Source organism: Acinetobacter sp. CIP 102529 (assembly GCF_000368325.1).
Lineage (GTDB): Bacteria > Pseudomonadota > Gammaproteobacteria > Pseudomonadales > Moraxellaceae > Acinetobacter > Acinetobacter parvus.
Genome location: NZ_KB849355.1, coordinates 102,855 through 115,661 on the forward strand (window position 1 = coordinate 102,855; position 12,807 = coordinate 115,661).

The following is a 12,807-nucleotide window of genomic DNA, read 5'->3' on the forward strand; positions in this document are numbered from 1 at the left end:
GATAGCTTTGCTAAAAATTATCTAAACCCTCCTATAAAATTTTGCTGTATCCACAAAATTTATTGTATTGACTGCATCCTGTTTAGTTTCTCACCTAAAATGGGGAGAAGCCCATGTTTTTTCATGCTTCCATTCAATGGCTTGCTGTTCTTAACGTATTTATTTTATGTGGATTATTGCTGACTCAAAAGAGTAAGGCGGGTCCACTCATCAACACCGATGATGTTTCTATTACAGCAGCGCAGCAGTGTCAGCTAGAAAGTACTTATAGCTATAACAAAGACGGCACTTGGTCTTATCAAGTTGTACCTGCCTGTAATCTCAATCAAAATTTAGAAGTATCTTTGGGCTATCACTCAAGTAAAGATCAAGATCAGATTCATGGCTTTTCGGTTCAAGCGAAAAGCATTTTAAAGCCAATGGAGAATGACTGGGGCGTTGCTAGTAGTTTACAGCTATCCCGTGATGATGTTGCTCATCATGGGGATTTAAACTGGTTTTTGAATGTTCCTGTCAGTTTTCAACTTTTAGATCAACGTTTAGCATTGGATACCAATCTCGGTTATCAACAGACCCATGAGCGCCTCGTTCGCTGGGGAATTGCTTCAACTTATACGGTGACTGAGCATGTCGGTGTAACAGTTGAAACATATAATCAAGATCGCCAAGCGCCATTTTTCCAGACAGCGTTGCAATATAGTTTGATTCCCAATGTACTTACTTTAGAAGCTTCCTTCGGCGATCGTCTACATCGTTTAAAACAACATTGGTTTGGACTCGGTTTAAGTTATACGCCGTCATCATAATCAGTTTAAATTCAGTTGATCCATCATTGAATCATTGATAAGAATATAGGTGTAAGATGCAATTAAAGTTTTTACAAAATATTGATTTATCAAATATTGCTGACACCTTGATCAGCCTGTCCGTTGCTTTTATTCTCGGCGCATTAATTGGCTTTGAACGTCAGTACCGACAACGCACGGCAGGACTCAGAACCAATGTTTTGGTGGCTGTCGGTGCTGCAATTTTTGTCGATATTGCTACCAATTTAACGGGTGCAGAAGGTGCAGTCCGCGTGATTGCCTATGTGGTTTCAGGTATTGGTTTCTTGGGTGCGGGTGTGATTATGCGCCAAGAAGGGAATATTCATGGTTTAAACACGGCGGCAACTCTCTGGTGCTCAGCCGCCGTGGGAGCTTCTGCGGGTTCAGACCTTATTATTGAAGCAATACTGGCAACGGCTTTTATCTTGGCAGCCAATACGCTGTTAAGACCGATTGTTCATGCCATTGATCGTCGTCCAATTGATGACGATACCGAGGTTTTACATGTCATCTATATTATTTGTGACCGTAGTCAGAGTAAGGTGGTGATGGATGAATTGAATTTAACCTTGCAACACCATAATTATCCTGCCAAAGATATTGAAGTAACACCTTTTGGTGACAAAGAGGTCGAAATTGAAGTCACTTTAATTGCTACGTCAATTGATGCAGAAGAAGCGCAGCATATTACTAATCATCTGAATGCCATGCCGCAAATTCGACAGGCATTTTGGGATAAAAATACCATCAATTAAGCCATTAGAAATTGTTTCTATATCATGGCATTGGGATACATTGTCTCATTAATGATATATAAAATGTCTATTGTTTCACATAAAATGACGCCAGCTTGATAACAATGAGAACAGTATGAGTTCAGAAGCACATTCAATCAGTTTAATTGCGCCAGTGGTCTTGCTTGCCGCTGCTGTAATTGCCGTTCCAATTTTTAAACGTATTGGCTTAGGTTCCGTCCTTGGTTATTTAATTGCAGGCCTGATTATTGGCCCATTTGGCTTTGCATTTTTCCACGACTCCACATCAATTTTACATATTGCAGAATTAGGGGTTGTCATGTACCTGTTTGTGATTGGTCTGGAAATGCAGCCTTCACATTTATGGGGACTCAGACGCGAAATCTTTGGCCTGGGGACATTGCAGATTGTAGCCTGTGCGACCGCATTAACAGGCGTGGGGCTATTATTTGGCTTCACATGGCAGGTGGCTTTTATTGGGGCGGCTTGTTTTGTACTCACTTCAACAGCAATTGTGATGCAGTTACTGGGAGATCGGGGTGATATTGCCCAGCCACAGGGCCAGAAGATTGTTGCCATTTTATTGTTTGAAGATTTATTGATTGTTCCTTTACTTGCAATTGTTGCTTTCATGGCACCGAATCATGTGGTTGAAAGTACCTCGGCGCGTTTAGAAAATATTGGTATTGGTTTAATTGCAATTGCAGGTTTAATCGCCGCAGGTTATTGGTTGCTGAATCCTCTGTTTAGATTTCTGGCGGCTGCAAAGGCGCGGGAAGTCATGACCGCAGCAGCGTTACTGGTTGTGCTGGGTGCTGCATTGCTGATGCAGGTCAGTGGTTTGTCTATGGCAATGGGTGCTTTTCTTGCAGGTGTGTTGTTGTCTGAATCAACATTCAGGCATCAAATTGAAGCGGATATAGAACCATTCCGAGGGTTGTTACTGGGTTTGTTTTTCCTCGGTGTTGGGATGTCGCTCGATTTGTCCGTGGTTGCCCAAAACTGGCAGCTTATTCTCAGTGGTGTGTTGGCGATGATGTTCGCCAAGGCACTGATGATCTATATCGTTGCCCGCATTACCAAAAGTTCACATACCGAAGCACTGGATCGTGCATTGCTGATGGCCCAGGGTGGTGAATTTGCCTTTGTGTTGTTTGCTGCGGCTCTCAGTGCCCAGGTGATTGATAATACAATCAAGTCGAACCTGACCGCAATTATCGTGCTTTCAATGGTGTTGACACCTATTCTGGGGATTGTATTCAAGCGATTTACTCAAACCAAGGACGAAATTAATTTAGACAATGTCAATGTTGCCGATGGACTCAGTGGTAGTGTTCTGATGATTGGTTTTGGCCGTTTTGGGCAGGTGACCAGTCAATTATTACTGGCAAGAGGCGTTGATGTCACCATTATTGATAATGACATTGACATGATTCAAAACGCGGAAAAATTCGGTTTTAAAATCTATTATGGTGACGGTTGCCGTCTGGATATTCTGCATGCTTCGGGGGCGGCTACGGCGCAGGCAATCGTGGTGTGTGTCGATAGTAAAGAAACCACCAATCGAATTGTGGAGCTGGTGACGCATGAATTTCCACTGGCCAAGCTGCTGGTACGTTCCTATGACCGCGAACACTCACTTTATTTAGTCAAGCAAAAAGTGGATTATATGATTCGTGAAACCTTTGAATCAGCAATCAAGTTTGGCGGCGTGATTTTGCAAGAACTGGGTGTCGATGAAGATGAGGTTCAGCGCATTGCCGATGAAATTCGTGAGCGTGATGATGAGCGTTTTGAAACAGAAATCGCTGCGGATGACGTTTATGCAGGTGTGGGTCTGCAATATACCAATGCCCATCCACGTCCAACTGCACCATTAATTCGACCTAAACAGGCTGGACGGATTTTAAACGATGAAGAGGCGCAGAAAGATTTGGATGAAAAATAACGGTTAACCAATTCATTTCTTAAATAAGCCTTAGGATACTAAGGCTTATTTTTTAGTTTCAACCTGAATAGGATCAAAACAAAAATACCTAAGATCAATCCCCAAAAAGCGGAACCAATCCCCCAGAACTGCACACCAGAAGCACTACATAAAAAAGTCAGCAAGGCTGCTTCACGTTCTTCTACATTGGCAAAAGCAAGTGCAACGTTATGGCTAATGGTTGCAAACAGGGCAACACCCGTCCAGCCGACCAGTTGATTGACATGCGGTTGATAGCCATAACTCTTGATCATGGCAATCCCAGGCAAGTTCTGTGAGGTCATATTAATCACAAACAGCGGTAAAGCCAGACCGAGTAAGGCAGACCATGAAAATGCAGGTTGCATCCAGACAGGTTGTGCCAAAGACCATGTGATGGAATGCAATTGAAACTCGATAAAGAATGGGCAAATCATCGCTCCTAAAATCACGGTGAGTACGATGCTGTAACGCGGAAACAGTCTTTTTGAGACCAGATAAATCAGCAGCATACTCAGGATAAAACCCAGATAAGTTTGCATACTGCTAAAAATCTGTATGCCAAATTTTAATAAAATTCCTGCAAGCATCGCACACGTGAGGCTTTGCGGAATATGCGCCATTAACTTTTGGAAAATGCCTGAAAATCCAACGATTGCGATTGCGACGCCACACATTAAGAAAGCACCAATTGCTTCATACAAATCATAATGGCCTGTAGAAGCGATAATCAACGCAATCCCAGGGGTCGACCATGCTGTTGCCACGGGATATTTATATTTCCATGACAGGATTAAGCCTGATAGACCAATTGCCAAACCCAGTGCCCAAAACCATGAGCTGATTTGTGCAGTATTTGCCCCTAAAGATTGTGCGCCTTGAATCACCAAGACCGCAGAAACGCTAATCCCAATCAGGAAAGTAATAAAGCCAGCAAATACCGCAGGAATGGAAAAATCTTGAATAAGGCGTTGCATCAATGCATCTATAGTTGATTAAAATTTGTTGAAAAGTATATCGTTAATATTCGCTAAATCGTAGTTCTAAAATGATTGAATAAATTGATCATTTGATCAAAAGTAGCATTAAGCCAGCGTTGAGGTTGCGAGTTTAACACCAAAACCAAAAAACAGGATGCCAACCAGACAAATACCACTTGCTGCCAGTTTAAGGTTATGTTTAAAAAAAGCTGCCAATTTAATACCAGAAAAGATCAAGGCGGTTAAATAACTAAAACTGATCAATTGCAGAATAATCGCCAGAATTAAAAAACTTAATGCAGGATAGGCATAGTCTGGTTTGACGAACTGCACAAAGAAAGACAGAAAAAATAGGATGGCTTTGGGATTAAGCAAGCTGATACTCAGTGCTGTACGGTAGGGGTGAACTTGATCTAATTGAGGTAAATCAGGCAGTTCAGCATGCTGTTGTGGTGTGTTCCATGTTTGATAAGCGCCCTGTAATAATTTAAAACCTAAATAGGCTAAGTAGGCACCCCCGATTATTTTTAAAATCACAAATAAAATTGGAAAAGCTTGTAACAGGGATGCTGCTCCAAAAATAGTCAGCAGGATTAAAATAGAATCGCCTGTTAATACGCCCAATGCACCCCAAAAACCTGTTTGGATCCCATAACGTGAGGCAACCGACATTACATATAACGAGTTGGGGCCAGGTAATAAGATAATCAACACTGTACCAATGATGTAAGTGGTTAAATCTGTGATACCAAACACAATCAACTCATTAAAAAACCGATTCTTGCTATAGTAACAAAAATCGGTTTTTTATAGTTGAAAAATCGACTAATTAAGGCTGGATTTCAGCATCAATACCAAATGATTGGCGTAGTAATAAACTGAGCTGGTCACGCGCCTTGATAAAGCCATCAATACCGCTTTGCAGTAACTGGAAAGCCATCAAGTCGTGTTCAAGTTCTGCCTTAAAGCTTTCTTTGCTTTGGGCAGGACGTTCAATTTTTTCTGCCTGTTGTGCTGCTTCGGTACTGAGCTGAGCTGTAACCGTTTGCTGATCCTGTTCCAGTTGCGCCAATAAATTTGGCGCAATCGTCAATAAATCACAACCTGCCAAGCCTAAAACTTGCGCTGTGGTGCGGAAGCTTGCACCCATGACCTGGGTTGGAATCCCATGTTGTTTGTAGTAGTTATAGATTTTCTTAACTGACAGCACTCCAGGGTCTTTTTCAATTGGATATTGATCAACGCCCTCAGCTTTTTTATACCAGTCCAGAATACGACCAACAAATGGGGAAATCAGTGTGACTTTGGCATCAGCACAGGCTTGGGCTTGATGTAGACCAAACAACAAAGTCAGGTTACATGGAATTCCCTCAGCTTCCAGCACTTTAGCTGCCTGAATCCCTTCCCATGTTGACGCAATCTTGATCAGGATGCGTGACTGTTCAATGCCATAGCCCTGATAAAGCTTGGAGAGTTCACGTGCCTTGGCAATCGTCGCTTCGGTATCATAAGACAGTGAGGCATCTACCTCAGTTGATACACGGCCATCAATCAGCTTTAAAATTTCAACACCAAATTTCACAGTTAAAATATCAATGGTGCGTTCAATCAGTTCATCACCCTGATAATTTTCCTGTTTTGCCTGAGTATAGGCATCTTCAATCAGTTCCTTGCTTTCGGGTTGTTCAGCAGCAGCCGTGATCAGTGATGGATTGGTAGTGGCATCCAAAGGGCGAAATTTTTCAATTGCTTCCAGATCACTACTATCGGCAACCACAGTGGTTAAATTCTTTAATTGATGTAATGCAGATTCAGTCATTGCTATAGATTTCTTGCTAAACAATATTATTGGTAACTTCTGTTATAGCACAATCTGCGTGAAAGCAAAGCATGGCTTTGATTGTAGATAGAGATTTATCTGTTTGCTTTTTATTATTTGTTATTGAGTTGGCGTTGTGTGCGGATATGCTCAATTAAGAAGCGTGCTGCTGCACCCAAGTCGCTTTCACGACTCCAGACCAAATCCACATAATATTCAAATTTGGGGGTAAAATCATAAAGTTCCATGATTTTAAATTTTTTCTTTAAGTCAGGATTTTCATTAAACATTTCCAGCGGTAAAACCCCCCAACCCAGATTCCTAACAATCATCATACAGGCGGAGTGATGATTATCAGTACGCCAGTAATCTTTGGAAAATAACAGCTCAGGTTTAATGGTATGGTCTCTGCAAATCAACTATTTTGCAGCGGTTCGTTTGACATTAGGTCTGTTGCCACATTTTCTGGAAAATGGTGGAGGACATGTGATTAATATCTCGACCATGTGCACCCATGTTCCGATGTCATCTAAAACAACGATTTATAAACATATGCAAATGCGGGATACCTCTACCGCAGCAGGATGGATTGTCAAGGCAGTACAGCAAAAGTCCTATCGTATCACCAGTACCAGTGGTGCAATTGCCAATGCCTTGCTGAATACTGCACCTGCTACGGTTATGAATTTAACCCGCCCCTTATTTCGCTTGATGGACCGCCAGTTAGAGAAAAAATGAAAAGATAAATCCAGTTAGTCTTCTTCCTGGATTTATATCCACATAAAAAACATCATGCTAAACTAAGTCAATTGTCCTTTAAATTGCACGATTTTCTCTATGTTTCAACAAGAAATCTCTCAATTAAATCTACAACAATTCAAAGCAGGCGAAAAACGCTGGATTGGTTCATTGCTTGGATCATCAGCTGCATTATTATTTAAAGAAATAGCCACGCAAAGTTCCAGTCTCTATGTGATTGTTGCAAGCAATAACCAGCATCTTGCGCAATTAGAAAGTGAACTTGAATTCTATGGCATCAAGCCTACCATTTTCCCTGACTGGGAAATTTTGCCTTATGACCGTTTGTCACCGCATCAGGATATTGTGTCAGAACGTTTGGCTATTCTGTCCCATATGCCACAAAAGGGCATTTTACTGATTTCGGCAAGTACACTTGCTCAAAGGGTTGCACCATATTCATGGGTTGTGGGCGAGCATTTTGATATTAAGGTGGGACAGAAACTTGATCTGGAAGCTCAAAAAAAGCAGTTGGTACAAGCAGGCTATCGGTTGGTTGATACGGTGTATGATCATGGTGAATTTGCGGTTCGTGGCAGCATCATGGATATTTACGCCTCTGGACAAGATCAACCGATTCGAATTGACTTATTTGATGATGAAATTGAGAGTCTGAAATTCTTCGATCCAGAAACGCAGCGCACCACTGAATCCTTAAAAAACTTTACTGTTTTACCTGCTAAAGAGTTTCCATTAAAAGAGGGGCGTTCGACTTTTAGAGATCGTTATGCGGAAAGTTTTCCCACTGCCAATCCTAAGAAAAATCCAATTTATCAGGATGTCCTAGAGGGCATTGCGACCCCAGGTCTGGAATTTTACCTACCATTATTCTTTGATAAAAAGCTGATGGAAACACAAAGCATCCTCACAACCTACTTACCAAAGAATTGCGTTGTCATTACAAATAATGAAGTTGAAGATGAACTCATCAACTTCTGGAAGGAAGTGGTTCGTCGTTATGAGGATCGTCGTCATAACATTGATCAACCGATTCTTCCTCCCGAGGAATTATTTTTAATGCCACATCATGTGTTACAGGCATTAAATCAATTTCCACGAATTCTGGCCTCAGCAGAAGCATTTGAAGCCAAAGCAGGTGTACTCAATCTTGCTGCTGAGCAGCCACCCAAACTTGCGGTTGATCCTAAAAAGCAACAGCCTTTTGAGGTGGTGAAACATTATGTTGATCAAGCTAAACATCCTATTTTATTGGTTGCGGAAAGTGCAGGTCGCCGTGAAACTTTAAAAGATGCTTTGCGGGCGGTATTAGGTGAAATTCAAACCGTAGAGAGTTTTGCCCAGTTCCAGAAAGATCAGTTACAGGTTGCCATTACCAGCGCGCCTTTAGATCGGGGCTTGTTGCTAACGAATCAACTTTCGGTGATTTCTGAAAATCAGCTCTATGAACATCGTGTGGTACAACGTCGCCGTAAACGTCAACAGGAAGTGTCGGAAGAATTCCTGATACGTAGTCTGACGGAACTGAGTATTGGTGCACCTGTGGTACATATTGATCATGGTGTTGGACGTTATGCAGGCTTGACGACGCTGGAAATTGATCAGCAGGATCACGAATTCTTACAGCTTGACTATGCTGATGGTGCAAAAGTTTATGTGCCTGTGACCAATTTACACCTGATTAGCCGTTATAGTGGCGGTGATCCCGATCTTGCACCATTACATAAACTGGGTACGGATACATGGAGCAAGGCCAAGCGTAAAGCACTGGAACAAATCCATGATGTTGCGGCTGAGTTGCTGCATATACAGGCACGTCGTCAGTCCAAGCCAGGCTTTGCATTTGAAATGGACCATACCGCTTATATGCAATTTGCCAGTGGCTTTGCTTATGAGGAAACACTTGACCAAGCCAATGCGATTGAAGCGACCCTACATGATATGCAACTGGCCAAGCCAATGGATCGTCTAGTCTGTGGTGATGTGGGCTTTGGTAAAACAGAGGTGGCGATGCGTGCCGCTTTTGTCGCTGTGCAAAATGGTAAACAGGTTGCCGTACTGGTTCCAACTACGCTATTGGCGCAGCAGCATTATGAATCGTTTAAAGACCGTTTTGCTGATACGGCCGTTCGTATTGAAGTATTGTCCCGTTTTGGCAGTAATAAAACTCATCTCAAAACTATTGAGGATTTGGCCGAGGGCAAAGTGGATATCGTGGTGGGAACACACAAGATTCTTCAGGAAAATATTCAGTTTAAAAACCTTGGTTTAATGATTGTAGATGAAGAACATCGTTTTGGGGTGCGGGATAAAGAGCGTATTAAAGCCTTACGTGCCGATGTGGATATGTTGACTTTAACCGCAACTCCAATTCCCCGTACCTTGAATATGGCATTCTCTGGAATGCGGGATTTATCGATTATTGCGACACCGCCTGCACGGCGTTTGGCAGTGAAAACCTTTGTACAGGAACATACCGATGACTCGATTAAAGAAGCAATTTTACGTGAATTGCTGCGTGGGGGTCAGGTCTATTTGCTGCATAATGAAGTGGAAACCATTGAAAGGGCAGCTGAAACGATCCGTCATCTAGTGCCAGAAGCACGGGTGGCTGTGGCACATGGGCAAATGCGTGAACGTGAACTGGAACAGGTGATGCAGCAGTTCTACCATAAAGATTACAACGTTCTGGTGTGTTCAACTATTATTGAAACAGGAATTGATGTTCCAAATGCCAATACCATTATCATTGAACGTGCAGATAAACTGGGTCTTGCCCAGTTACATCAATTGCGTGGTCGTGTCGGGCGCTCGCATCACCAAGCTTATGCGTATTTACTTGTACCATCTATTAAAGGCTTAAAAGGTGATGCTGAAAAACGCCTGGATGCCATTCAGCGTGCCTCAACTTTAGGGGCAGGTTTTATGCTAGCAACCGAAGACTTGGAAATTCGTGGTGCGGGCGAATTACTGGGCGAGCAACAAAGTGGTTCAATGCAAGCCATTGGTTATAGCTTGTATATGGAAATGCTAGAAAAAGCCACCAAAGCTATTCAGAAAGGCAAGACCCCGAACTTTGATGCACCATTGTCATTGACGGCTGAAATCAACCTGCACATGCCAGCCCTGATTCCAGATGATTATCTGGGGGATGTACATCAACGTTTATTATTTTATAAACGTATCAGTAATACCGATACTCAGGAGAAACTCGATAACATCCGTATGGAGTTGATTGACCGTTTTGGTATTCCGCCCCAGCCTGTAAAGCAACTGTTTAGTGTGCACCAGATTCGTTTAAGGGCAGAGCAACTGGGCATTACCAAAGTGGATATCAATAGCAATGATGGCTACATTGAATTTTCGCCCGATACACCTGTGCAGGCGATCAGCATTATTCAGCTTATGCAGAAAAATCCGACCTACTACCGTATGGAGGGTGGGCAGCGCTTGAAAGTGATGGTGCAACTGGCTGAATATGACAAACGTATCCAGTTTATCGTTGAGCTACTGAATAAATTGGTGGGTGAATTGCATAGTTAGTTGAAAAATGGATTGATGTTTAATTAAGCGAATATAGGTTTGTCGGTGAAAAATAACCATTTTTTGATCGGATGTTGCGCCAATAAATGAGGAAAATCATTGTTATTTGTAATCAAACAGGTGACTAATAATATTCACATCAAAACTGATGTGATAGTATTGATCATCATTATTCTGCATCATTTATAAAGATATGTTTAGTTTGCATCCACAACTTGCTCAAGATACATTTTTTGTAGGCGACTTCCCGCTTTCAACATGTCGTTTAATGAATGATATGCAATTTCCCTGGTTGATCCTTGTACCACGTGTGCCAGGCATTACAGAACTATATGAACTCAGCCAGGCAGATCAGGAACAGTTTCTACGTGAGTCAAGCTGGTTATCCAGCCAGCTCGCCCGTGTATTCCGTGCCGATAAGATGAATGTTGCCGCTCTAGGAAATCTAGTTCCACAACTGCATTTTCATCATGTTGTGCGCTATCAGAATGATGTGGCATGGCCTAAACCTGTGTGGGGTACACCAGCTGTGCCTTATAGCAATGATGTATTGGCACATATGCGCCAGACCCTAATGCTTGCATTGCGTGGTCAGGGTGACATGCCATTTGACTGGCGCATGGACTGAGCCAGAAAGAAAATAGAATAAAAGCCGTATTCTATAATAAGAAAAGGAGGATGGAGTGCCACTAGATAGGTTAATTGATAAAGAGCCTAGACAGTTCGCTTACTTTCATCGATTGATGGGATATTCGATCTTGTCGCTGATTTTGGTTATCTATACTTTTACCTCTACCAGTGCTAGCTATCAACTCTATATCCTCCCTTTGTTATTGGTCTATTTCCTGTTCTGTCCTAAACTGGAAAAGTGGCTGCAATATAAATATGACAAAGTCATTGAAAAGAATGTTGTCTTTGCCTGTGAAGCCATCATTGTTGCCATTGTTCTTGCGGGCCTGCATTTAAGTCTTGTCCCTACGTTTACCATTTTATTTGCTTTATTGTATGTTGGTCTAAATAACAAGATTTCCCTGCCAATTGGCTGCCTGATTGGGCTGATTGGTGTGGTGGTTTTTTATTTCTGTACTTTTTTTATCTTTAATGCCGAAGAATACTTTGAGCCAACCAATCCTGAACTGACCGTTGTGAGCTTGCTTGGTCTGATGATGTTTATTGTGATTGGTAACTACTATCAGCATCGTCGTCTCAATATTCTGGGACAGCAACGCCAGCATTACCATAATCAAATGACACGCTATATTGCATTTGCCAACCAGCTCAGTCGTTATGCACCACTGCAGTTGTGGCAATCGATTATGCGGGGTGAGACTGAGGCAAAAATTGAATATAAACGTAAAAAATTAACGGTTTTCTTCTCAGATATTCAAGGTTTTACCGAACTCTCAGAAACACTTATTCCAGATGATCTAGCTTTCCTGCTTAATGATTATCTTAGTCACATGACTGAAATTGCCAAGCAGTATGAGGCAACCGTGGATAAGTTCATGGGAGATGCGATCCTGATTTTCTTTGGTGACCCAAACTCACAGGGTGTGGAGCAGGATGCTAAATCCTGTATGGAAATGGCAATTTCCATGCGCCAGCAAATGAAACTTTTGCGTGAACGCTGGAAGAAAATGGGCTATCCAGCCCTGCACATCCGCATGGGAATCAGTACAGGTTATTGCCACGTTGGGAACTATGGTGCTTCACACCGTATGGCCTATACCATTGTAGGGCGTGATGTAAATCTGGCAGCGCGTTTACAGTCTGCGGCTGAAGTGGATGAAATACTAATTGCGGATGACACACATCAGTTGATTAAAAATGAATTTCTATGTGTGCCTAAAGTACCAATTTACTTAAAAGGCATTCAGGGGCCCGTAAAAACTTGGCAGGTGATGGAAAAATTCACTGGCAAGAAATCAGATACCCAAAAATGGTTTGATTTTGAGTACAAAGGTTTTCATTTGGTACTTAATTTAGAGGAAGTACAAAATTATGAATATCCTGAACTGGTTGAAATTCTTGAAAAAATGATAGACCGAATTAAAAAGCAACAGAAAATTACCAATGCACAGGGAATTCCAAAACTGACGTTGGATGATGAGATTAGACAATAACCCAGATTTATTCTTGAATAAAAAAACTCCTCTAATAA

Annotated in this window: 9 protein-coding genes and 2 pseudogenes; 7 read left to right on the forward strand and 4 right to left on the reverse strand. The window is 42.0% G+C overall.

The window, feature by feature from the left end:
- The first annotated feature begins 113 nt into the window (after positions 1 to 113).
- From F972_RS05520 to F972_RS05530, 3 genes are all read left to right on the forward strand, one after another.
- Positions 114 to 806, forward strand: coding sequence for a hypothetical protein (locus F972_RS05520; protein WP_004769217.1), 693 nt, complete (start codon positions 114 to 116; stop codon positions 804 to 806).
- A 56-nt stretch (positions 807 to 862) separates the two neighbouring features.
- Complete coding sequence (locus F972_RS05525) at positions 863 to 1,582, forward strand: MgtC/SapB family protein (RefSeq protein WP_004769219.1); 720 nt, start codon at positions 863 to 865, stop codon at positions 1,580 to 1,582.
- A 115-nt stretch (positions 1,583 to 1,697) separates the two neighbouring features.
- Positions 1,698 to 3,530, forward strand: coding sequence for a monovalent cation:proton antiporter-2 (CPA2) family protein (locus tag F972_RS05530; protein ID WP_004680974.1), 1,833 nt, complete (start codon positions 1,698 to 1,700; stop codon positions 3,528 to 3,530).
- Between the two features lie 38 nt (positions 3,531 to 3,568).
- Here F972_RS05530 and F972_RS05535 read toward each other — a convergent pair whose 3' ends face one another.
- From F972_RS05535 to F972_RS15170, 4 genes and pseudogenes are all read right to left on the reverse strand, one after another.
- Complete coding sequence (locus tag F972_RS05535) at positions 3,569 to 4,525, reverse strand: benzoate/H(+) symporter BenE family transporter (RefSeq protein ID WP_004680973.1); 957 nt, start codon at positions 4,523 to 4,525, stop codon at positions 3,569 to 3,571.
- A gap of 108 nt (positions 4,526 to 4,633) precedes the next feature.
- Positions 4,634 to 5,284, reverse strand: coding sequence for a leucine efflux protein LeuE (leuE, locus tag F972_RS05540; protein WP_004677871.1), 651 nt, complete (start codon positions 5,282 to 5,284; stop codon positions 4,634 to 4,636).
- Between the two features lie 73 nt (positions 5,285 to 5,357).
- Entirely contained in the window at positions 5,358 to 6,347 is a 990-nt protein-coding gene (gene tal, locus F972_RS05545; RefSeq protein ID WP_004677869.1) for a transaldolase, read from the reverse strand.
- Between the two features lie 113 nt (positions 6,348 to 6,460).
- Positions 6,461 to 6,757, reverse strand: a pseudogene (locus F972_RS15170) (LysR family transcriptional regulator); the annotation flags it as partial.
- Between F972_RS15170 and F972_RS05550 the strand changes: the two are divergent.
- The 4 genes and pseudogenes from F972_RS05550 to F972_RS05565 all read left to right on the forward strand — a co-directional run.
- Positions 6,753 to 7,085: pseudogene (locus F972_RS05550) on the forward strand (hypothetical protein); the annotation flags it as partial. The pseudogenes F972_RS15170 and F972_RS05550 sit on opposite strands and share 5 nt — an antisense overlap.
- A 99-nt stretch (positions 7,086 to 7,184) precedes the next feature.
- Entirely contained in the window at positions 7,185 to 10,646 is a 3,462-nt protein-coding gene (gene mfd / locus F972_RS05555) for a transcription-repair coupling factor (RefSeq protein WP_004769221.1), read from the forward strand.
- Positions 10,647 to 10,839: 193 nt separating this feature from the next.
- On the forward strand, positions 10,840 to 11,274 hold the full coding sequence (locus F972_RS05560) for an HIT domain-containing protein (RefSeq protein WP_004677866.1): 435 nt from the start codon (positions 10,840 to 10,842) through the stop codon (positions 11,272 to 11,274).
- A gap of 55 nt (positions 11,275 to 11,329) precedes the next feature.
- Positions 11,330 to 12,769 (forward strand): adenylate/guanylate cyclase domain-containing protein, encoded by a 1,440-nt coding sequence (locus F972_RS05565; protein WP_004677865.1) that lies wholly within the window; start codon positions 11,330 to 11,332, stop codon positions 12,767 to 12,769.
- The last annotated feature ends 38 nt before the right edge of the window (positions 12,770 to 12,807 follow it).